The organism is Pseudomonas sp. GB2N2 (assembly GCF_054897705.1).
The window spans coordinates 3,521,476-3,543,010 of record NZ_CM142701.1; the positions used below are offsets into that span (position 1 = coordinate 3,521,476).

24 protein-coding genes are annotated in these 21,535 nt (G+C 59.2%); 14 read left to right on the forward strand and 10 right to left on the reverse strand.

The genetic code is table 11. From position 1 onward, the window contains the following. Positions 1 to 87 precede the first annotated feature (87 nt). Complete coding sequence (locus ACYZT4_RS16340) at positions 88 to 546, reverse strand: flavodoxin (protein WP_461981301.1); 459 nt, start codon at positions 544 to 546, stop codon at positions 88 to 90. A 102-nt stretch (positions 547 to 648) separates the two neighbouring features. Here ACYZT4_RS16340 and ACYZT4_RS16345 point away from each other — a divergent pair, with 102 nt between their 5' ends. Continuing rightward, entirely contained in the window at positions 649 to 1,125 is a 477-nt protein-coding gene (locus tag ACYZT4_RS16345; RefSeq protein ID WP_461981303.1) for a PAS domain-containing protein, read from the forward strand. Positions 1,126 to 1,179: 54 nt separating this feature from the next. After that, positions 1,180 to 1,785, forward strand: coding sequence for a hypothetical protein (locus ACYZT4_RS16350; protein ID WP_461981305.1), 606 nt, complete (start codon positions 1,180 to 1,182; stop codon positions 1,783 to 1,785). Between the two features lies 1 nt (position 1,786). Here ACYZT4_RS16350 and ACYZT4_RS16355 read toward each other — a convergent pair whose 3' ends face one another. Further along, positions 1,787 to 2,746, reverse strand: coding sequence for a MerR family transcriptional regulator (locus tag ACYZT4_RS16355; protein WP_461981307.1), 960 nt, complete (start codon positions 2,744 to 2,746; stop codon positions 1,787 to 1,789). 211 nt (positions 2,747 to 2,957) lie between these two features. On the opposite strand from ACYZT4_RS16355, the gene ACYZT4_RS16360 reads away from it, so the two are divergent. The 7 genes from ACYZT4_RS16360 (at position 2,958) to ACYZT4_RS16390 (ending at position 7,628) form a co-directional block, all read left to right on the forward strand. Then, on the forward strand, positions 2,958 to 3,527 hold the full coding sequence (locus ACYZT4_RS16360; RefSeq protein WP_461981309.1) for an antibiotic biosynthesis monooxygenase: 570 nt from the start codon (positions 2,958 to 2,960) through the stop codon (positions 3,525 to 3,527). A gap of 177 nt (positions 3,528 to 3,704) precedes the next feature. Beyond that, complete coding sequence (folM, locus tag ACYZT4_RS16365; RefSeq protein WP_461981311.1) at positions 3,705 to 4,415, forward strand: dihydromonapterin reductase; 711 nt, start codon at positions 3,705 to 3,707, stop codon at positions 4,413 to 4,415. A gap of 21 nt (positions 4,416 to 4,436) precedes the next feature. Then, positions 4,437 to 5,027 carry a GTP cyclohydrolase I FolE gene (gene folE / locus ACYZT4_RS16370; protein ID WP_461981313.1) on the forward strand — a complete coding sequence of 197 codons (591 nt, stop codon included), beginning with the start codon at positions 4,437 to 4,439 and terminating at the stop codon, positions 5,025 to 5,027. Positions 5,028 to 5,029: 2 nt separating this feature from the next. After that, positions 5,030 to 5,401: a dihydroneopterin triphosphate 2'-epimerase gene (gene folX / locus ACYZT4_RS16375; protein ID WP_461981315.1), complete on the forward strand. Its 372-nt coding sequence runs from the start codon at positions 5,030 to 5,032 to the stop codon at positions 5,399 to 5,401. 121 nt (positions 5,402 to 5,522) lie between these two features. Beyond that, positions 5,523 to 5,819 (forward strand): DUF1244 domain-containing protein, encoded by a 297-nt coding sequence (locus ACYZT4_RS16380; protein WP_461981317.1) that lies wholly within the window; start codon positions 5,523 to 5,525, stop codon positions 5,817 to 5,819. Further along, on the forward strand, positions 5,812 to 6,150 hold the full coding sequence (locus tag ACYZT4_RS16385) for a HopJ type III effector protein (protein ID WP_461981319.1): 339 nt from the start codon (positions 5,812 to 5,814) through the stop codon (positions 6,148 to 6,150). The genes ACYZT4_RS16380 and ACYZT4_RS16385 overlap by 8 nt, the downstream gene beginning before the upstream one ends. A 227-nt stretch (positions 6,151 to 6,377) precedes the next feature. After that, positions 6,378 to 7,628, forward strand: a complete 1,251-nt coding sequence (locus tag ACYZT4_RS16390) for a 2-aminoadipate transaminase (RefSeq protein WP_461981321.1) — start codon at positions 6,378 to 6,380, stop codon at positions 7,626 to 7,628. A 221-nt stretch (positions 7,629 to 7,849) separates the two neighbouring features. Here ACYZT4_RS16390 and trxB read toward each other — a convergent pair whose 3' ends face one another. Beyond that, positions 7,850 to 8,812: a thioredoxin-disulfide reductase gene (gene trxB, locus ACYZT4_RS16395; protein WP_461981323.1), complete on the reverse strand. Its 963-nt coding sequence runs from the start codon at positions 8,810 to 8,812 to the stop codon at positions 7,850 to 7,852. A gap of 314 nt (positions 8,813 to 9,126) precedes the next feature. Here trxB and cysZ point away from each other — a divergent pair, with 314 nt between their 5' ends. Further along, entirely contained in the window at positions 9,127 to 9,879 is a 753-nt protein-coding gene (cysZ, locus tag ACYZT4_RS16400; RefSeq protein ID WP_461981325.1) for a sulfate transporter CysZ, read from the forward strand. A gap of 40 nt (positions 9,880 to 9,919) precedes the next feature. Next, positions 9,920 to 11,119, forward strand: coding sequence for a glycosyltransferase family 4 protein (locus ACYZT4_RS16405; RefSeq protein WP_461981327.1), 1,200 nt, complete (start codon positions 9,920 to 9,922; stop codon positions 11,117 to 11,119). Between the two features lie 112 nt (positions 11,120 to 11,231). On the opposite strand, the gene ACYZT4_RS16410 is transcribed toward ACYZT4_RS16405, so the two are convergent. The 3 genes from ACYZT4_RS16410 to ACYZT4_RS16420 all read right to left on the reverse strand — a co-directional run bounded on the left by ACYZT4_RS16410 (position 11,232) and on the right by ACYZT4_RS16420 (position 13,644). Beyond that, on the reverse strand, positions 11,232 to 12,335 hold the full coding sequence (locus tag ACYZT4_RS16410; protein WP_461981329.1) for an NADH:flavin oxidoreductase: 1,104 nt from the start codon (positions 12,333 to 12,335) through the stop codon (positions 11,232 to 11,234). 218 nt (positions 12,336 to 12,553) lie between these two features. Then, a complete protein-coding gene (locus ACYZT4_RS16415; RefSeq protein WP_461981331.1) occupies positions 12,554 to 13,036 on the reverse strand; it encodes a glutathione peroxidase in 483 nt (160 codons plus the stop codon). Positions 13,037 to 13,158: 122 nt separating this feature from the next. Further along, positions 13,159 to 13,644: an FKBP-type peptidyl-prolyl cis-trans isomerase gene (locus ACYZT4_RS16420; RefSeq protein WP_150747628.1), complete on the reverse strand. Its 486-nt coding sequence runs from the start codon at positions 13,642 to 13,644 to the stop codon at positions 13,159 to 13,161. Between ACYZT4_RS16420 and ACYZT4_RS16425 the strand changes: the two genes are divergently transcribed. The 3 genes from ACYZT4_RS16425 to ACYZT4_RS16435 are packed head-to-tail and all read left to right on the forward strand — an operon-like array spanning position 13,613 to position 17,016. Further along, a complete protein-coding gene (locus ACYZT4_RS16425; protein WP_461981334.1) occupies positions 13,613 to 13,951 on the forward strand; it encodes a DUF3565 domain-containing protein in 339 nt (112 codons plus the stop codon). The two genes, ACYZT4_RS16420 and ACYZT4_RS16425, sit on opposite strands and share 32 nt — an antisense overlap. A gap of 59 nt (positions 13,952 to 14,010) precedes the next feature. Further along, positions 14,011 to 16,110 (forward strand): phosphate acetyltransferase, encoded by a 2,100-nt coding sequence (gene pta, locus ACYZT4_RS16430; protein WP_461981336.1) that lies wholly within the window; start codon positions 14,011 to 14,013, stop codon positions 16,108 to 16,110. Beyond that, a complete protein-coding gene (locus ACYZT4_RS16435; protein WP_461981338.1) occupies positions 16,111 to 17,016 on the forward strand; it encodes an acyltransferase in 906 nt (301 codons plus the stop codon). It abuts the gene before it with no gap. A 194-nt stretch (positions 17,017 to 17,210) separates the two neighbouring features. Here ACYZT4_RS16435 and cysN read toward each other — a convergent pair whose 3' ends face one another. The 4 genes from cysN to ACYZT4_RS16455 form a co-directional block, all read right to left on the reverse strand. Beyond that, on the reverse strand, positions 17,211 to 19,109 hold the full coding sequence (gene cysN / locus ACYZT4_RS16440; protein ID WP_461981340.1) for a sulfate adenylyltransferase subunit CysN: 1,899 nt from the start codon (positions 19,107 to 19,109) through the stop codon (positions 17,211 to 17,213). 53 nt (positions 19,110 to 19,162) lie between these two features. Continuing rightward, the gene (locus tag ACYZT4_RS16445; RefSeq protein WP_461981342.1) at positions 19,163 to 19,504 is read right to left on the reverse strand and encodes a four helix bundle protein; all 342 of its coding nucleotides are present in this window, start codon (positions 19,502 to 19,504) and stop codon (positions 19,163 to 19,165) included. A gap of 104 nt (positions 19,505 to 19,608) precedes the next feature. Then, positions 19,609 to 20,526, reverse strand: coding sequence for a sulfate adenylyltransferase subunit CysD (gene cysD, locus ACYZT4_RS16450; RefSeq protein WP_461981344.1), 918 nt, complete (start codon positions 20,524 to 20,526; stop codon positions 19,609 to 19,611). Between the two features lie 249 nt (positions 20,527 to 20,775). Continuing rightward, positions 20,776 to 21,534, reverse strand: coding sequence for a Nif3-like dinuclear metal center hexameric protein (locus ACYZT4_RS16455; protein ID WP_461981346.1), 759 nt, complete (start codon positions 21,532 to 21,534; stop codon positions 20,776 to 20,778). Position 21,535: the final 1 nt, after the last annotated feature.

Consider the following 21,535-nt stretch of genomic DNA (forward strand, 5'->3'; position numbering starts at 1 on the left):
TTGCATTGGCAGCCAGCTTGATGGCCTAGCGAGTCAGTGCGCCAACTCGCTTGGATCCATGTCAATGTACCGGCGCAAAGAACCGTTTCAGCAGCTGCGCAGCGCCGTGATCAGCTCCGCCAGCCAAGGCTCTGCATCGGTTTCCGGGGTCACGCTTTCGCTAGAGTCCAGACGCAGCATCGGTACTACTTCGCGCACGCCCAGCTCGTCAAACAATTCGCGCATCAACTCGCCGCCACCACAGAACGTATCACCGTAGCTGGTATCGCCCAAGCCTAGCACTGCGCCCGGCAAGTCACGCCAGGTCGCCGGCAACTGATCGCGAATGGAAAAATATAAAGGTTGCAGGTTGTCCGGCAGTTCGCCCATGCCGGTGGTCGAGGTTACCGCAAGAAAGGCTTCGGGGGCGAAGGCCTGCAAGTCGGCGAGGCTCGCGCGCGGGTTGTAGAAGGTTTCAAAACCCGCGGTTTTCAAAATGTTCGCAGCGTGGCGGGCAACTTCTTCAGCCGTGCCGTACACCGAGCCGGAAAGGATGGCGACTTTCATCAATCTGATCCTGAAGCGAATAAAAGACCGGGATATTAACAGCAGAGCCGCCGTTGTTCTTTTAGAATGCGTAACGTCAATCAATCAGCAACGGTCTCTTCAATGATCAACGCCCAACTGCTGCAAATGGTGATCAACGCCTCCAACGATGGCGTCGTGATCGCCGAGAAAGAAGGTGAGCACGACAGCATCCTGATTTACGTCAACCCGGCTTTCGAGCGCATGACCGGTTACAGCAGCGAAGAAATCCTCTACCAGGATTGCCGGTTTCTGCAGGCGGGGGACCGTGATCAAGAAGCGCTTTCGATAATTCGAAACACCTTGGACAACGACGGTTCGTGCAGGGAAATCCTGCACAATTACCGCAAGGACGGCACGCCGTTCTGGAATGAGCTGTCGCTTTCGACGGTGAAAAATCCGAGTGACGGTCAGACGTATTTCATCGGTGTGCAAAAAGACGTGAGCGTCCAGGTCAAGGCGCAGCAGCGAGTTGCCCAGTTGGAGGCGCAAGTGGCCGAGCTTCAGAAAGAGCTCGCAGAATTAAAAGCGACGAACGGCAAAAACAATTCAATGAATTGATTGTCATTAACTACAATCACCATTGGCTTTGTAACTATTCCTTTCGAGCAGATCATGCAACGTGACGCACTCCTGACCCAGGATGAGCTGGATTTCATCCAGACCATGCAACACAACCCGCAACTGAATGTGCGGGATGCGACGTCGAGCCTGCTCGTCAACGGTGGTTCGCAGATCCGTGATCTGCTCACGCGCCTCGCCGCGCATGAGCAAGTCACCATCCAGGCCAACTTTGAAAACCAGCAAATGACCTTTCCACTGCATCTGGTGGAAGACGAATTTCATGCGCTGCATCTACGCTTGGGCGTCCCTAGCATCTACGAAGATGGACCATTGGTCCGGCCATGGCGCCTGGTGCTCGAAGAGCCGGTTGCCCTGGAAAACGCCAGTGGCCATCCCGGTACGATGTGGGTGCATGAGGTGTCGTTCAAAGGCGTGCTGCTGGAAGTTCGCAACAAGACCAAACCGCCCAAGCATTTCGCGTTGTGGTTCAGCCCGTCAGGTTATGAACGGATCGCGATGCGCGGCACGTTCGAGAAGGAAACCGAGAACGGTTTCTACGCGTATCAGTTGAGTCAGAGCGACACCGATGAGACCGAGCGTCTGCGCCAGTACATCCTTCAGCAGCACCGCCTGACACACCCCGCCCTGCACCTGTGACTCAGGTATCCAGGCTGCCCGCCAGGAACTGCTTCAAACGCTGACGCATTAATGTTCCTTCGTTACCCAGGCAGCCAATCGACGTTCCGGCCAGGCTTTCCTGCACCAGATCGGACGCATCACCCGCCAGCAGTAATTGGCAATCCAGGCTCATCGCCAGTCGATTGAGACGTCGCGTCAATTCGGGAGCCGGTGTGTGATTGGAAAAAAGCACCAGCGCTTGTGGCTTTATCTTTTCGCACACCAGCGTCAGCTCATCGAGCGGCTGGCCAATGGTCAGCAAGCGCACGCCCATCTCATTGCTGCTCAAAAATAACGCCGCTACCAGCAATTCGAGCTCACGGCATTGACCCGCCAACGCGCTGATGATTACCCGCCGAGGCGAGGAGGTGCGCATCAGCAACAAGCGTTGCAGCACGCGAGTGCGCAGATAACCATCGAAAAACAGCCATTCACTGGTTTGGCCGAATTGATCCTGGCGCTGTAGCAGCAGCTTCCAGAGCGGCATCAGAATGTCCTGGAAGACCACTGCCTGCGGGTAACTGGAAAAAATCTGTCCGTAGACCTGGTCCAGTTGAACATCGTCAAAGGCACTCACGGCCGCATGGATCTGCTGCTGCCACTGCGCGTAATCGGCTTGCACCAGTTCATTGGGGATAATGTGTGACAGCGCCTGGAGTGGCGCGGTCTTGGCCAGGATCTTGCCAATCTTGCTGACGGCGACACCGCGATCAATCCAGCCGAGGATGCTGCGCACCCGCTCGATATCGGTCATGGCATACAACCGATGCCCGCTATCAGTGCGCGCAGGCTGAATCAAACCATAACGACGCTCCCACGCCCGCAGCGTTACCGGATTGACTCCGGTTCGTCGAGCGACTTCGCGAATCGGGAACAACTCTTCCTGTTCGAGGGAAACAGCGGTCTGGGCAACAGTGACATCGTCAGTCGAGACAGGCATTTGGCGGTCAACGTCCTTGTGTAGATTGGATCCTATAGTACCTCGCCTACCCCACCTTCCTTCAAGGAATAGATGAGCAACGATTATCAGTGGCATTCCCTGTAGAATCCGGAATAATCCTTGCTTGTTCCGAGACGCAGCCCACCACCCCGGCGCTGCGCCTGGCGAAACTCCTACCCGGAATGACGCCTCAGACTTACGGAGATACACAATGTCTACTTCACCCGTCACGTTGATGGTTGCGCGCCGCGTCGCCGATGGGCGCTATCAGGACTTGATGGCCTGGCTGCACGAAGGCGAACAACTGGCCACTGACTTCCAGGGTTATCTCGGCTCCGGAGTACTCGCCCCGCCCCCCGACGATGACGAATTCCAGATTATTTTCCGCTTCGCCAATGCGCAGACCCTGCACGCCTGGGAGCACTCCGCCTCACGTACCGCCTGGCTCGCACGCGGCAGCGACCTGTTCGCACACAAGACCGAACATCGCGTGAGCGGCATCGAAGGCTGGTTCGGCGCTGCCGGCACCCGTCCGCCACGCTGGAAACAGGCGGCGGCGATCTGGCTGGCGTTCTTTCCTGTGTCGTTACTGTTCAACTTTGTACTGGGGCCTTTGCTCGGAGAAATGAGCCTGCTGCCCCGGGTATTGATCAGCACGCTGTGCCTGACGCCGTTGATGGTCTACTTCTTTATTCCGCTGTCGACGCGGATTTTGGCGAGTTGGCTGAACAGTGCCCCGACACGACGGCTTCCAATTGAACCCTCCCCTCAAAATCGATGATGCCTATGTAGGAGCGAGCTTGCTCGCGATGGACGCATTGGCGGCGCGGGCGTATCAGGTTCCCAGCGTTTTCGTTCAAAACCATCGCGAGCAAGCTCGTTCCTACAGAGTTTCCTTCGTAGCTGAAGATCTCCCGTCGCTGGTATAGTTTTGCTCTTACCGCGACGCGAGCTGTTCATGACTTCTTCATCCGCCCCGATCCTCATTACCGGTGCTGGCCAGCGTGTCGGCCTGCATTGCGCGCAGCGTTTGATCGAAGACGGTCATGCCGTGATCTTCAGCTATCGGTCTGAACGCCCCGGCGTACAGGCATTGCGTAACCTGGGCGCGACGGCGGTGTTCGCCGACTTTTCTACCGAAGACGGAATTTTCGCCTTCATCCGCGAACTGAAGACTCACACCGACAGCCTGCGGGCGATTATCCATAATGCCTCTGAATGGCTGGCTGAAACGCCAGACACTGACGCGGCGGCTTTCACCCGGCTGTTCAGCGTGCACATGCTGGCGCCCTACCTGATCAACCTGCATTGCGCCGACTTGCTGCAACGCTCGATCCCTGCCGACATCGTGCACATCAGCGACGACGTGACCCGCAAGGGCAGCAGCCAGCACATCGGCTACTGCGCCAGCAAAGCAGGGCTCGACAGCCTCACGCTGTCATTTGCCGCGAAGTACGCCCCGCACATCAAGGTCAACGGAATCGCTCCGGCCCTGCTACTGTTCAATCCCGAAGACGACGCAGCGTATCGCGCCAAGGCCCTGGCCAAGTCCGCGCTGGGCATCGAACCCGGCAGTGAAGTGATCTACCAGAGCCTGCGTTATTTGTTCGACAACCCTTATGTCACCGGCACGACCTTGACCGTCAACGGCGGAAGGCACCTCAAGTAGCTTGCCCCGCGAGGATCATCCATGACGTTATCAATGCCCCAGAACGCCCTGTCCGAGAATGCTCTGTCCGAGAGCTATCGCGAGATCCTCATCGGTGTGGGTGAAAACCCCGATCGCGAAGGCCTGCTCGACACGCCGGTGCGCGCGGCCAAAGCCATGCAATACCTGTGTCACGGTTATGAACAGAGCGTCGAAGAAATCGTCAACGGCGCGTTGTTCGCCTCCGACAACGATGAAATGATCATCGTCGACAATATCGAACTGTACTCGCTGTGTGAGCATCACCTGTTGCCCTTCATCGGCAAGGCGCACGTGGCTTATATTCCAACGGGTAAAGTGCTCGGCCTGTCGAAAATCGCGCGGTTGGTGGACATGTTCGCCCGTCGCCTACAGATCCAGGAAAACCTCACCCGGCAGATCGCTGATGCGGTGCAACAAGTGACTGACGCCGCCGGTGTCGCGGTGGTCATCGAAGCCCGGCACATGTGCATGATGATGCGCGGCGTCGAGAAACAGAATTCGACCATGAACACCTCAGTGATGCTCGGCGCCTTTCGCGAGTCGAGCAACACCCGCCAGGAGTTTCTGCAATTGATTGGACGGAGCAAGTAGCAATGCCACAACTTCAACCAGGAATGGCACGCATTCGGGTCAAGGACCTGTGCCTGCGCACGTTCATCGGCATCAACGAGGATGAGATCCTCAACAAGCAGGACGTGTTGATCAACCTGACCATTTTGTACGCAGCCCAGGAAGCGGTGCGTGACAATGACATCGATCACGCGCTGAACTATCGCACCATCACCAAGGCGATCATCGCTCACGTGGAAGGCAATCGCTTTGCCCTGCTCGAGCGCCTGACCCAGGAAATTCTTGAGCTGGTCATGGCCAACACGTCGGTACTCTATGCCGAAGTGGAAGTGGACAAACCCCATGCCCTGCGTTTCGCCGAGTCGGTGTCGATTACGCTAGCGGCGAGCCGCTAGAGCTTCAAGCTTCAAGCTTCAAGCTTCAAGCTTCAAGCTTCAAGCGGTAAGCTATCAACCCTCCACAACCCCACTTGCAGCTTGAAGCTCAAAGCTTGCAGCTGCTCGAAGAGCCCCCCCTATGACTGCCCAACAACGTCTGGAACTTGAAGCCGCCGCCTTCCGCCGGCTGGTCGCGCACCTGGACAGCCGCAAGGATGTGCAGAACATCGACCTGATGAACCTCTCGGGGTTTTGCCGCAACTGCCTGTCCAAGTGGTACAAGGCCGCCGCTGACGAACGCCAGATCGAGGTCAGCCTCGATGACGCCCGCGAAGTCGTCTACGGCATGCCGTACGCCGAGTGGAAAGCCCAGCACCAGCAAGAAGCCAGCGCCGAACAACAAGCGGCGTTCGCCAAAGGAAAACCCAATGAGTGATTTGAACCCCCTGCGCCTTAGCCTCAAAAGCGGCGAACATGTTTTCGCCGACACCCTGGCGTTCATCGCCGCGAACTACGACTACCAGCCTCAGGCGTTCAATAATGGCGGCGTGGAAAACGCGGCCGGGCAGAACGAAGGTTCGTGCAAGACTTTGGGCCTGGCTTTGCTGGAAGGTCTGAGCGATGAAGAAGCGCTGTTGGCATTCGGCGAGCATTACCGCTCGGTGGTGGCCACGCCAGACGGCAGCGACCACGGCAATATCCGTGCGTTGATGGCCCACGGTTTGGCCGGCGTGAAGTTCGCCCAACAACCCCTGACCCGCCGCTAAAACAAAACCATTGTAGGAGCGAGCTTGCTCGCGAAAAACCTCCAGGCGCCGATGGGTTCCAGGTTTCACGCGTTATCGTTCACGTCCATCGCGAGCTCGCTCCTACAGTGGTGTCATCCCACATCCCGACTTTTAAGATTGACCCGGCGAATTTATTTCGTTTGCGGGTCAGGTCTGCTCACGGCTTAGATAAAAGAAGAGCCTCCCTTCTTCAGAGTCGATCATTCATGAGCAGCGAATCCATCAGCCGGTCGATCAACATCGTGCATCCCGTCACCCTCAGCCATGGCAAAAATGCCGAGGTCTGGGACACCGATGGCAAACGCTACATCGACTTTGTCGGCGGCATCGGCGTGTTGAACCTTGGCCATTGCCACCCGCGCATTGTCGACGCCATCCGCGAGCAAGCCACCCGGCTGACGCACTACGCGTTCAACGCCGCACAGCACGTGCCGTATCTCGACTTCATGGATCGCCTCGCCGCGTTCATTCCGGTGGATTACCCGGTCAGCGGCATGCTCACCAACAGCGGCGCGGAAGCGGCGGAAAACGCCTTGAAAATTGTCCGTGGCGCCACCGGTCGCACCGCCGTGATTGCCTTCGACGGCGCCTTCCACGGACGCACCCTCGCCACGCTCAACCTCAACGGCAAAGTCGCGCCTTACAAGCAGAAGGTCGGTGTGCTGCCCGGCCCGGTGTTCCACTTGCCCTACCCAAGCAAGGACAACGGTGTGACCTGCGCCGAGGCGTTGAAGGCAATGGATCGACTGTTCAGCATCGAAATCGACGTCGACGACGTGGCGTGTTTCATCGTCGAACCAGTGCAGGGCGAGGCCGGTTTTCTGGCGATGGACATCGAGTTCGCCCAGGCGCTGCGACGTTTCTGCGATGAAAAAAATATCCTGTTGATCGCCGATGAAATCCAGTCCGGATTCGGCCGCACCGGCCAGCGTTTTGCGTTTTCACGACTGGGTATCGAGCCCGACCTGATCCTGCTGGGCAAGAGCATCGCCGGCGGCGTGCCGCTGGGCGCGGTGGTCGGGCGCAAGGCATTGCTGGACGTTTTGCCCAAGGGGGGACTTGGCGGCACGTATTCGGGCAACCCGATTGCCTGTGCCGCAGCGTTGGCGACGCTGGAGGAAATGACCGATGCCAACCTGCACGCCTGGGGCTCGCAGCAGGAGGAAGCGATTGTCAGTCGCTACGAAACCTGGCGCGCCCGCAACCTGTCGACGTATCTGGGACGCATGACCGGTGTCGGCGCGATGCGTGGCATCGAACTGTCCAACGCCGACGGCACCCCGGCACCGGCGCAGCTCACGCAACTGCTGGCGCTGGCCCGTGAGGCAGGGTTGCTGCTGATGCCCAGCGGCAAGTCGCGGCACATCATCCGGCTGCTCGCGCCGCTGACCACCGAGGCCGCTGTGCTCGACGAAGGCCTGGATATTCTTGAGGCGTGCCTCGGTAAGTTGAACTGATAGCAAGCTGCGATCCGGGACTGACGTAGCGAATTGTGATCGCTTGCGGTCGCAGATTTTGCGTCGCGATACTCATTGCAGGAGCGAGCTCGCGATGGACGTTAACGTAAACGCGGGTGTTCTGGACAAACGCGTTGCCCTGAAGTCCGTCGCAAGCGAGCTCGCTCCTACAAGGCGTACAAAAAAACCGGCCGAAGCCGGTTTTTTTTATTTCAGACCGATCAGAACGAAACGTTCTGCAAGTCGTCGAGGTAACGCTCGGCATCCAGTGCCGCCATGCAACCCGCGCCGGCCGAGGTGATCGCCTGGCGGTAAACGTGGTCAGCCACGTCGCCGGCCGCGAAGATACCTTCGATGTTGGTCGCGGTCGCATTGCCTTCACGGCCGCCGTGCACCACCAGGTAGCCATCTTTCAACGTCAGCTGGCCTTCGAACAACGAAGTGTTCGGCGTGTGGCCGATGGCGATGAACACGCCGTCGACTGTCAGCTCGTCGAAGCTGCCGTCGTTGTTCTTCAGGCGGGCACCGGTCACGCCCATGTTGTCGCCCAGGACTTCGTCCAGGTTTGAATTCAGCTTCAGGATGATCTTGCCTTCGGCCACGCGGGCGTTGAGCTTGTCGATCAGGATTTTCTCGGCGCGGAAGGTTTCGCGACGGTGAATCAGGGTCACGGTGCTGGCGATGTTGGCCAGGTACAGCGCTTCTTCGACAGCGGTGTTACCGCCACCGACCACCGCAACCGGCTTGTTGCGGTAGAAGAAACCGTCGCAGGTCGCGCAGGCCGAAACGCCTTTGCCCATGAACGCTTCTTCCGACGGCAGGCCGAGGTAACGCGCGCTGGCGCCGGTGGCAATGATCAGGGCGTCGCAGGTGTAGGTCGCGCTGTCGCCAGTCAAGCTGTACGGTTTTGAAGCGAAATCCACGGCATTGATGTGATCGAATACGATCTCGGTTTCAAAGCGCTCGGCATGCTCTTTCATGCGTTCCATCAGCGCCGGGCCGGTCAGGCCGTGGACGTCGCCCGGCCAGTTGTCGACTTCGGTGGTGGTGGTCAGTTGACCGCCGGCCTGCATGCCGGTGATCAGCAACGGCTTGAGGTTGGCACGGGCGGCATACACCGCGGCGCTGTAACCGGCAGGGCCGGAACCGAGAATAATCACTCGCGAATGACGGACTTCAGACATGACCTGCTCCTGTTGACCGGCCCGAAACACCTGGCGCGGAACGCCGGGTGAACGGCGGGAATAAAAAAGGACCGTTGAAAGCACTTGGGGAAGGCTCGAACTCGACAGTCCTGTAAAAGAATGGGTGCAGCGTATCGAGGGGGCGAAGATTAAGGAAATACGGATTAACAATCCAGCTCATAGGTGGTCTCTATCCCGACACGGCGACAATATAGACGCCTTTGTTACTGTTGATGTCGATGCTGCGACCGCGCTTTCGCCCTGGCGGCAAAGCCGGTAAGGTCGGCGCGTTTCCCCACTGCTCGGAGCACGATATGCCCGCCCCTGTTCTGTCCGGCCCGCAATACTTGCGCGAAGGCCTCAAGCTGGTCCTGAGCCCCGGCCTGCGATTGTTCGTATTGTTGCCGCTGGCAATCAATCTGGTGCTGTTCGTCGGATTGATTTACCTGGCCGGCCATCAATTCAGCCTGTGGGTCGACACGCTGATGCCGTCCCTGCCCGACTGGCTGAGTTTCCTCAGTTACATCCTCTGGCCGATTTTCGGGGTGCTGGTAGTGCTGATGGTGTTTTTCACCTTCACGATGCTGGCCAATGTCATCGCCGCGCCGTTCAACGGCTTCCTTGCGGAGAAAGTCGAAGTGGTGGTGCGCGGCACCGACGATTTCCCGACCTTCAGCTGGGGAGAATTAATTGCCATGGTCCCGCGCACCTTTGCTCGGGAAATGCGCAAACTCGGCTACTTTCTGCCGCGGGCGATCGGGTTGTTCATCCTGTCGTTCATCCCGGTGGTGAACATCATTGCCGCGCCGCTGTGGCTGCTGTTCGGGGTGTGGATGATGGCGATCCAGTACATCGACTACCCGGCGGACAACCACAAGTTGGGCTGGAACGAGATGCTCGCGTGGTTGCGCGAGAAACGCTGGCAGAGCATGAGCTTCGGCGGCAGCGTTTACCTGGTGTTGCTGATACCAGTGGTCAACATCCTGATGATGCCGGCGGCCGTGGCCGGGGCGACTTTGTTCTGGGTGCGTGAACGCGGGGCCGAGAATCTGGTGACGCAACGCTGAGCCCGTCACAAATCCATCATCAAAACGCCACAACGGCGACATGGCCTCAGCCGACACTGAGGTCATGACGACAGCTCTGCATATCACCCTGATCACCGAAACCTACCCTCCCGAAATCAACGGCGTGGCCAATACCCTTGGCCGCTTGTGCGACGGTTTGCGCGCGCGCGGGCATCAGGTGGAGCTGGTAAGGCCACGACAGGATTGCGATCAGCAACTGGGCAGCGACGATGAATTGCTGTTGTGCAGGGGCTGGCCGCTGCCAGGGTATCCCGGCCTGCAATGGGGTCAGTCGTCGATGCACAAACTCCTGCGGCGCTGGACACGCCAGCGCCCGGATGTGCTGTACATCGCCACGGAAGGACCGCTGGGCTTGTCGGCATTGCGCGCGGCACGGCGCCTGGGGATTTCAGTGGTCAGCGGTTTTCACACGAATTTCCAGCAGTACTCCAACCAGTACGGACTCGGCTTGCTCACCCGCCTGCTGACCCACTACCTGCGCTGGTTTCACAACCGTTCGACCCTGACCCTGGTGCCGAGCGTCAGCCAGCGCCTGGAGTTGGAGCGCCGGCAATTCGAGCGGTTGGCATTGCTGTCTCGCGGGGTCGACAGCCAGTTATTTCATCCGACCAGACGCCTGCAATTGCTGCGTGAGCAGTGGGGCCTCGGCGACAAGGACATTGCGCTTATCCACGTAGGACGCTTGGCGCCGGAGAAAAATCTTGGCTTGCTCAAGCGCAGTTTTGACACGCTGGAAAAAACTTATCCACAGCGAAAAATAAAACTGATCATCGTCGGCGACGGCCCGCAACGCGCGGCGTTGGAGAAGGAGCTGCCCGAGGCGATTTTCTGCGGCGCACAACGGGGCGAAGCACTGGCCAGCCACTATGCGTCCGGGGATGTGTTTCTGTTTCCGAGCCTGACCGAAACCTTCGGCAACGTGGTGCTTGAAGCATTGGCCTCAGGCCTGGGGGTGGTGGCTTACGATCAGGCCGCAGCGGCCCAGCATATTCGCCATGGCTACAACGGCGTACTGGCGATGCCGGGGGATGAAGAGGCGTTCAGCGATGCCGCGGTGTGGCTGCTGGAGGAGCGCGAGACCTTGCGCTGCATCCGGCTCAATGCACGCCAGCATGCGAGTCGCCAGGGTTGGGCGGCGATTATCGAGCAGTTTGAGGGGCAGTTGCGGGGGGCTTGTTCGCAAGAGCAGGTTCTACCTGATGTTGCATTGCTGCCTTGAGAGCATCGCTGGAAGGCCCGCTCCTACAGGGATGTGCGTTACAGCACAAAACCTGTGGGAGCTGCGATGCGGCGACCCGACTTGCCAACGATGGCGTCAGTGAGAGCGCCGGTTAAACCAGCGTCATCAACGCCTCACGACTGAACGGCAGAATGTCTTCTTCACGCCCTTCACGCACTTTCAGCGCCCAGTCCGGGTCCACCAGCAGCGCACGTCCAACGGCCACCAAATCGAATTCGTCGTTGTTCAAACGCTCCAGTAGTTTTTCCAGGCTGGCGGGCTGCGCGATTTTGTCGGTGTTGACCATAAACTGCAGGAACTCGCCATCGAGCCCCACGCTGCCCACAGTGATGGTCGGCTTGCCGGTCAGCTTGCGGGTCCAGCCGGCCAGGTTCAGTTCGGAACCGTCGAATTCCGGCTCCCAGAATCGCCGCGTCGAGCAGTGGAAAATGTCCACGCCGGCGTCGGACAACGGCTTGAGGAATTCGCCCAACGCTTCCGGGGTTTGCACCAGGCGCGCGGTGTAATCCTGCTGCTTCCACTGGGAGAAACGGAAGATGACCGGGAAACCTTCACCGACTGCCGCACGCACCGCCTGGATCAGTTCGATGGCGAAACGCGAACGGTTGGCCAGATCGCCGCCGTATTCGTCGGTGCGCTGATTGGTGCCTTCCCAGAAGAACTGATCGACGAGATAGCCGTGGGCACCGTGGATTTCCACGCCGTCCATGCCGATGCTTTGCGCATCCTTGGCGGACTGGGCGAATGCGGCGATCACATCCTTGATATCTTGCTGTGTCATGCCGTGAACCACGACCTGACCGTCCTTCAATTTTTCCGACGGACCGTAGCCCGGCACGCTGGCGTCCGGCTCGGTGCCGATGCGCCGCACGCTGCCGACATGCCACAACTGCGGAACAATCTTGCCGCCCTCGGCGTGCACCGCGTCGACGACTTTTTTCCAGCCTGCCAGTGCGGCCTCACCATAAAAATGCGGCACGTTCGGGTAGCCATTGGAGGCAATGTGACCGACGGTAGTGCCTTCGGTGATGATCAAGCCAACGCCGGCGGCAGCGCGACGACGGTAGTACTCGATCACTTTGGAATTGGGCACGCCACCCGGCGAGAACGAACGGGTCATCGGCGCCATGACGACGCGGGTCGGCAATTCGAGGCTGCCGAGGTGGAACGGTTTGAACAGGGCTTTGACGGACATGAGGCGCTCCACGGGAAAATACTTTATGACGGCGATAATATGGAGAGCTCAACGGAATGAACAGCACTATTGATTGCAGTGATTAAGATTCAGAAGCCACACGAAACTGTAGGAGCGAGCCTGCTCGCGAAAAACCTGAGAACACCGGGGGGTTCAGGCTTTTCGACGTTATCGTTAACGTCCATCGCGAGCGAGCTCGCTCCTACAGTGGAGGGATTTCAGCCGAGGGCTTTTTCGATGGCATGAATGATCGTCGGATCATCCGGTGCCGTGCGCGGCGAGAACCGCGCCAATACGCGACCGTCCTTGCCCAGCAGGAATTTTTCGAAGTTCCAGGTAATGTCGCCCGGGAATTCAGCCCCCTCGCCGGCCAGCAGACGGTAGAGCTGATGACGATCATGGCCGTTGACTTCCAGCTTGCTGGACAACGGAAAGGTCACGCCATAGTTGAGGCTGCAAAACGCCTCAATCTCTTGTTCGCTGCCCGGCTCCTGCCCGGCAAACTGGTTGCACGGCAAGCCCAGGACGCTGAAGCCTTTGCCTTTGTATTGCTGATAGAGGTTTTCCAGCGCCGCGTACTGTGGGGTCAAACCGCATTTGGAGGCGACGTTGACCACCAGCACGACGTGCCCCTTGAAGGGCGCCAGAGGAAGCTCCTGACCATTCAGGCCTGTCAATTTAAGGTCGTGAAAAGCACTCATGACGGACTCCAGATTCCCGTGTTCTTCTCGAAACAGCCTCTTGGGAATATCACCAAGGACAGCCGCGGACTAAAAAGGCGCCCTCGGGCGCCTCTCCAGTTCTCTGAGCTTAGCGCAGAAAATCAGTGGTGATGGCCACCTTCGCCATGGACGTGGCCATGAGCGATTTCTTCCTGGCTGGCTTCACGGATGTCGATGATCTTGACCTGGAAATTGAGGCGCTGACCGGCCAACGGGTGGTTGCCGTCGACGGTAACGTCGTCACCGTCCAGATCGCGAATGGTCACGATCTGCATCTGGCCGTCCGGAGCGGACGCGTGGAACTGCATGCCCACTTCCAGTTCGTCGACGCCTTCGAACATGCTGCGGCTCAGGGTGCTGACCAGTTCGGCAGCATATTCGCCGTACGCGTCTTCAGGTTCTACGGCGACCGTCAGCTCGTCGCCGACTGCTTTGCCGTCCAGTGCCTTTTCCAGACCCGGGATGATGTTACCTGCGCCTTGCAGGTAGACCAGCGGCGCGCCGCCGGCGGAACTGTCGATGACCTCACCAGCGTCGTTGGTCAGGGTATAGTCGATGGAGACAGCCTTATTGGCGGCGATCAGCATGGGGCGAGACCTTTTGCATAAGAATTTAGAAAGGCCAAGTTTAGCGAAGCCATCGTCCGAAAGCGAACACAACCCGGACGGACGGATTATGGCGAAAGGCACGACATTCACCGGTTTCCATCAGGATGGGGACGGGCATTGGGTAGTCGAGCTGTCCTGCGGCCATACGCAGCACCTGCGCCACCAGCCGCCGTGGCAATCGCGTGCCTGGGTCCTCGATCCGGCGCAACGTATTGAAAAAATAGGCCTGCCCTTTGATTGTGGATGGTGCGCACAAGGCTCGGTTAGCGATAACCTTGGCGACTGAATGTCGGTAGATCGTCAGTTATAGATGATCACCTTTGCCTGCTCCCTTAGAGAATCCGCATGCAAACTTTTTTTATCGCGCCCACCGATTTTGGTGTGGGTCTGACCTCTATCAGCCTCGGGCTGGTACGTACCCTTGAGCGAGCCGGCCTCAAAGTCGGATTTTTCAAACCGATCGCCCAGCCCCATCCGGGTGACACCGGGCCTGAGCGTTCCACCGAACTGGTGGCGCGCACCCACGGTTTGAAACCGCCACAGCCGCTGGGTCTGGCTCATGTCGAACGCATGCTCGGCGACGGTCAGCTCGATGAGCTGCTCGAAGAAATCATCACGCTCTATCAGCAAGCGGCCATCGGCAAAGACGTGCTGATCGTCGAAGGCATGGTTCCGACCCGCAGCGCCAGCTATGCCGCGAGGGTCAATCTACACTTGGCCAAGAGCCTCGACGCCGACGTGATCCTGGTCTCGGCACCGGAAAACGACGTACTGACCGAACTCTCCGGCCGCGTGGAATTGCAGGCGCAACTCTTCGGCGGCCCTAAAGACCCGAAGGTCCTCGGCGTGATCCTCAACAAGGTCAAGACCGACGAGAGCATGGAGGCGTTCGCCGCGCGCCTGAAAGACCATTCGGCATTGCTGCGCAGTGGTGATTTCCGGTTGCTCGGTTGCATTCCTTTCCAGCCCGAACTGAACGCGCCGCGCACCCGCGACGTGGCCGATCTGATGGGCGCGCAAATCCTCAATGCCGGCGATTACGAAACCCGGCGCATGACCAAAATCATTATCTGCGCGCGCACCATGCGCAACACCGTGGAGCTGCTCAAGCCCGGCGTGCTGGTGGTGACGCCCGGCGACCGCGACGACATCATCCTCGCCGTCAGCCTCGCCGCCATGAACGGCGTGCCGCTGGCCGGGCTGCTGCTGACCAGCGACACCCTGCCCGACCCACGGATCATGGACCTGTGCCGCGGCGCCTTGCAGGCCGGCCTGCCAGTGTTGTCGGTGAGCACCGGCTCCTACGACACCGCCAACCAGTTGAACGGCCTGAACAAGGAAATCCCGATCGACGACCGCGAACGTGCGGAGATCATCACTGACTTCGTCGCCAGCCACCTCGACGCCAACTGGCTGCACCAGCGTTGCGGCACACCACGGGAAATGCGCCTGTCACCGGCGGTGTTCCGTTATCAATTGATCCAGCGTGCCCAGGCTGCCAACAAGCGCATCGTGTTACCGGAAGGCAGCGAGCCGCTGACCGTGCAGGCGGCGGCGATCTGTCAGGCGCGCGGCATTGCCCGTTGCGTGCTGCTGGCGAAACCGGAAGATGTCGAAGCCGTCGCGCGCGCTCACGATATCGTGCTCCCGCCGGGGCTGGAGATTCTGGATCCCGACCTGATTCGCCAACGCTACGTCGAACCGATGGTTGCCCTGCGCAAAAGCAAAAGCCTCAATGCGCCGATGGCCGAACAGCAACTCGAAGACACCGTGGTGATCGGCACCATGATGCTGGCGCTGGATGAAGTCGACGGTCTGGTGTCCGGCGTCATCCACTCCACGGCCAACACCATTCGCCCGGCACTGCAGCTGATTAAAACGGCGCCGGGCTGCACGCTGGTGTCGTCGGTGTTCTTCATGTTGTTTCCCGAAGAAGTGCTGGTCTACGGCGACTGCGTGATGAACCCGCACCCGAGCGCCACCGAACTGGCCGAGATAGCGCTGCAAAGTGCCGACTCGGCAGCGGCCTTCGGCATTACCCCGCGGGTGGCAATGATCAGCTACTCCAGCGGCGAATCGGCCAGTGGCGAAGAGGTCGAGAAGGTCCGCGAAGCGACCTTGCTCGCCCACGAACAGCAGAATTCGCTGCTGATCGACGGGCCCTTGCAGTACGACGCAGCCGCCAACGAAACCGTCGCCCGGCAACTGGCGCCGAACAGCCAGGTCGCCGGTCGCGCCACGGTGTTCGTGTTCCCCGACCTGAACACCGGCAACACAACGCACAAAGCCGTGCAACGCAGTGCCGACTGCGTCAGCCTCGGGCCGATGCTGCAAGGCCTGCGCAAACCGGTCAACGACCTGCCGCGCGGCGCGCAAGTCGACGACATCGTCTACACCATCGCGTTGACCGCGATTCAAGCTGCCAACCGACCTTTGGATCTTTAAATGCTGGATTTCCTGCCTGCCGCCGTGCGCGGCGTGATCGCATCGTTGCTGCTGGCGCTGAACACGATTCTGCTGTGTTCGTTTCTGTTCTGCGTGGCGATCTTCAAAGTGCTGCCATTCGCCATCACCCAGCGTTTCACCCGCTGGCTGATGAGTCATACCCATGAAGCCTGGATCAGCAACAACAAGGCCTGGATGAACCTGGTCCGCCGCACCCGCTGGCACCTCAGCGGACTCGAAGGGCTGGACTATCGGCACTCCTACCTGATCACCAGCAACCACCAGAGCTGGGTCGACATCATGGTGCTGCAATACGTGCTCAACCGCCGTATCCAGCCGTTGAAGTTCTTTCTCAAGCAAGAGCTGATCTGGGTGCCGGTGATTGGCCTGGCGTGGTGGACGCTGGGCTTTCCGTTCATGAAGCGCTACTCCAAGGCCTACTTGGAAAAGCACCCGGAGAAGAAAGGCAAAGACCTGGAAACCACGCGAAAGACCTGCGCGAAGTTTCGCAACAACCCGGTAGGAATTTTCAATTTCGTCGAAGGCACGCGCTTTACCGACGGCAAGCATACGCAGCAGAAATCACCGTTCAAATACCTGCTCAAAGCCAAGGCCGGCGGCATTGCGTTTGTGCTGGATGCAATGGGTGAGCAGCTGGAGTCTATCGTCGACGTGACCATTCACTATCCGGGCGGGCGTCCGGGGTACTGGGATTTACTCTGCGGCAACGTTGCGGACGTGGTGGTGCATTTTCAGGAACTGAAGATTCCGCCGCAGTTCATTGGCAAGAATTACGACCAGGATGGGGAGTATCGCTTGCAGTTTCAGGGGTGGATCAATCAGTTGTGGGAAGACAAGGATGCGCTGCTGGGGCAGATGCATCGGGAATATCCCGCCAAGTCTTGAGTTCCCTGGGCTGGCCTCATCGCTGGCAAGCCAGCTCCCACAGGATCTACGCGTTTTCGAAATCAGCTCACCACCTGTGGGAGCTGGCTTGCCAGCGATGGCGATTTCAGAAGCACAAAAAAACCCGCCGATGATCACTCATCTGCGGGTTTTTTCTTGCAGCTTGAAGCTAGAAGCTTGTCGCTGATCCTGTCCTAGATCGCGCCGCGCTGACGCAGCAGGTCCAGCACTTGCTTGACGCCTTCTTCCAGCGACACGGTCTGGGTGTCGATCACCAGATCGGCATCCAGCGGCACGTCGTACGGAAAGGACTCGCCCGGGATGTTATCCCCGGCCGCCGCGTACAGGCCTTGCGGGTCACGCTCGGCGCAGACTGTCGGCGAGGCCTGGACGTAGACCGTCAGCAAACGCTCCTTGCCGATCAGGTCCCGGGCTTGCTCACGCCCTTCGGCACTCGGCGCGACGAAGGCGGCCAGTGTCAGCAACCCGGCTTCGTTGAACTGCCGCGCAACGTGCGCGGCACGACGCCAGTTCTCGGTACGCCCGGCGCGATCCTGCGGCAGACCTTTGTTCAGGTCATGACGAAGGTTCTGGCCATCCAGTACAAAAACCGCGCGACCGAGGTCGAACAGTTTGCGTTCAACCGCATAGGCCAGGGTGCTTTTGCCGGCGCCCGACAAGCCGCTGAACAACACGGTGGCCGGCTGCTGGCCGAAGCGCTGAGCACGTTCTTCGGTGGCGACGTGCGCCAGTTTGCCGTGGTGCGTGCTGCTGCCATGCGCCAACGGCTGAGCGATGATCATGCCGGCGGCGACGGTGCCGTTGGTCAAACGGTCGATGACGATGAACGAACCGGTGGTGCGGTTGCTCGCATAACCGTCCAGCGCGATGGCGGCGTCGAGGCTGACCTTGACCCGACCGATCTCGTTCAACTGCAACGAGCTGGCGGGACCTTCTTCCAGGGTGTTCACGTCAACGCGGTTGACGATGCTGGTGATCGAGCCCGGCACATACGACGTGGCGCGCTTGATGTCGTATTTCTTGCCCGGCAGCATCGGCTCTTCAGCCATCCACACCAGCATGGCGTCGAACGCGTCAGTCACTTGCGGCAAGTTGTCGGCGTGCACCAGCAAGTCGCCGCGAGAGATATCGATCTCGTCTTCCATGGTCAGCGTCACCGCTTGACCGGGACCTGCATGCTCCAGCTCACCTTCGAAGGTGACGATGGATTTCACGCGGCTGCTCTTGCCCGACGGCAGCACAACGACTTCGTCGCCCTTGTGCACGATGCCGCTGGCCAGAGTGCCGGCGAAGCCACGGAAGTTCAGGTTCGGACGGTTGACGTACTGGACCGGGAAACGCAGGTCGGTGTAGTTGCGGTCGTTGGCGATCTCGACAGTCTCGAGAATTTCCATCAGCGACTGGCCGGTGTACCACGGCGAGCGCTCGGACTTGTTCACTACGTTGTCGCCCTTGAGCGCCGACATCGGCACGAAGGCCATTGTGGTCGGCTTGAAGGCGATGCCGTCAGCGAACTTCAGGTAATCGGCCTTGATCGACTCGAACACGCTTTCGTCGAAGCCATTGAGGTCCATCTTGTTGATGGCGACCACGATGTGCTTGATGCCGAGCAACGAGGCGATGAAGCTGTGGCGACGGGTCTGGGTCTGCACGCCGTAACGGGCGTCGACCAGGATGATCGCCAGGTCACAGGTGGACGCACCGGTGGCCATGTTGCGGGTGTACTGCTCATGGCCAGGGGTGTCGGCGATGATGAATTTGCGTTTGGCGGTGGAGAAATAGCGGTAGGCGACATCGATGGTGATGCCCTGCTCACGCTCGGCCTGCAGGCCGTCGACCAGCAATGCCAGGTCGATGTCGTCGCCGGTGGTGCCGACTTTTTTCGAGTCGCGGGTGATGGCTTCCAGGTGATCTTCGTAGATCATCTTGGAGTCGTGCAGCAGGCGCCCGATGAGGGTGCTCTTGCCGTCATCGACGTTGCCACACGTCAGGAAGCGCAGCATTTCCTTGCGTTCGTGCTGGCCCAGGTAGGCGAGGATGTCCTCGCTGATCAAATCAGATACGTGACTCATTGCATTCGAGCTCCAAGCTGTAAGCTTCAAGCGGCAAGCTTGTCGGCGTACAGCTAGTCAGAAATTGTGTTGATCAAGCCGCAGAGCATTCTTGAAAGCTCGCGAGTTTCTGTAATCCAATTTTCAGCCAGTGGATCGGCGATGTAAGCAATTTCACGGGCAATGAGGAGTTGCGTGCGTAACTCTCCACAGGAAGCCTTGGCAATCCAAAGAAAACGAACTTTTTCCTTTGCGCTGCGCCGTTCCATGCCTTCAGCAATATTGGAAGGTACTGAAAGCGCGGAGCGGGTGATTTGATCCTTGAAACCAAAGTCCCGGCAACGCGCAAACTCTCTGTAAATACCCACCGCCAAACACTTGCTACGCTGCCAGACAACCAGCCTCTCGAAATCCATAACGAGCAACCCAAGCACGGCTCGCAGCAACCGGTCACAAGCACCAAACTACAAAGTTACGCATACCGCCGTTAACTTGCAGCTTGCCGCTTGTAACTCAAAGCTTAGAAATACCCCTGCCGTTTCTTTTCTTCCATCGAGCCTGCGCCGTCGTGGTCGATGACCCGGCCCTGGCGTTCGGAAGTTCGCGTCAGGAGCATTTCCTGAATGATGTCGGTCAGACTGGTCGCCTCGGACTCGACCGCACCGGTCAACGGGTAGTCGCCCAATGTGCGGAAACGGACCTTTTTCTTGACGATGCGCGCCTTGTCTTCGTCGCTCAGGTGATTGAGCAGGCGTTCGTCGTCGATCATGATCCAGGTGCCATTCATCTCGATGACGTCGCGCTCGGCGGCGAAATACAGTGGCACGATCGGGATGCCTTCGAGGTAGATGTACTGCCAGATATCAAGTTCGGTCCAGTTCGACAACGGGAACACGCGAATCGACTCGCCCTTGTTGACGTTGCCGTTGTAGACGTTCCACAGCTCTGGACGCTGGTTTTTCGGGTCCCAGCGGTGCTTGGTGTCGCGGAAGGAATACACGCGCTCTTTGGCACGGGATTTTTCTTCGTCGCGGCGGGCGCCACCGAACGCGGCGTCGAAGCCGTGTTTGTCGAGGGCCTGCTTGAGGCCTTCGGTTTTCATGATATCGGTGTGCTTGGCACTGCCGTGCGTCAGCGGGTTGATGCCCTGCGCGACGCCATCGGGATTTACGTGCACGATCAGGTCAAGGCCGAGCTCTTCGACCATTTTGTCGCGGAACGCGTACATTTCCTTGAACTTCCACCGGGTGTCGACGTGCATCACCGGGAACGGCAGCTTGCCCGGGAAGAATGCCTTGCGCGCAAGGTGCAGCATCACGGCGGAGTCTTTACCGACGGAGTACAGCATCACCGGGTTATCGAACTCGGCGGCGACCTCACGGATGATGTGGATGCTTTCGGCCTCCAGCTGTTTCAAATGCGTCAGTTTGTCGACCATGGCTACTCACGAAAACGATCTTATGGACGGCCTGCGGGCCGTGTTCGAGCGGGGAATCCTAGCACAGCGACCTCTTCTATTCAGGACGCGGGCTAGATCGAAAGGGTATATGAATATACCCCGCCGTTTGGGCGCCAGCCGTCAATGTGGGAGCGGGCTTGCTCGCGAAAGCAGTGAGTCAGTCGACACCATTGCTGGATGTTGAATCGTTTTCGCGAGCCCGCTCCTACAGTTTGATCGAGAGCACTTTCAGATCGGATTCGGGCAATCGATGAAGATGTGCTCCAGCGCAAACCGTCGCGCCAGGTAATCCCCCAGCGCCTGCACGCCGTAGCGCTCGGTGGCGTGGTGGCCGGCGGCAATGAAGCTGATGTCGTTTTCCCGGGCGCTGTGAAAGGTCTGCTCGGAGGCTTCGCCGCTGAGGTAGAGGTCGACCCCGGCCAATACGGCCTGATCGATGTAACCCTGGCCGCCACCGGTGCACCAGCCGACCCGGCGAATCATCTCGCTGCCTTCGATCAACAGCGGCTCGCGACCCATGACTTCCTGCACCCGGCGAGCGAAATCGCGTGGCGTCACCGGTTCGCTCAACGAGCCGACCAGACCGACCACCTTGACGTTATCCGGATCGAGCGGGCCTTCGATGGTAATGTCCAGCTGACGCGCCAATTGCACGTTGTTGCCGACGTCCGGGTGCAGGTCCAGGGGCAAGTGATAGGACAGCAGGCTGATGTCGTGCTTAAGCAGGGTTTTCAAGCGGCGCTGTTTCATGCCGGTGATGCACGGGTTCTCGCCCTTCCAGAAATAGCCGTGATGCACCAGCACCAGATCGGCCTGCGCTTCGACCGCGGCGTCCAGCAATGCCTGGCTCGCAGTAACGCCGCTGACGATGCGCATCACCTGCGGCCGGCCTTCGACCTGCAGTCCGTTGGGGCAATAATCGGCAATCTTGGCACTGTTCAGATAACGGTCGGCTTCTTCGACCAGGGTGCTCAGGGCGACGGCCATA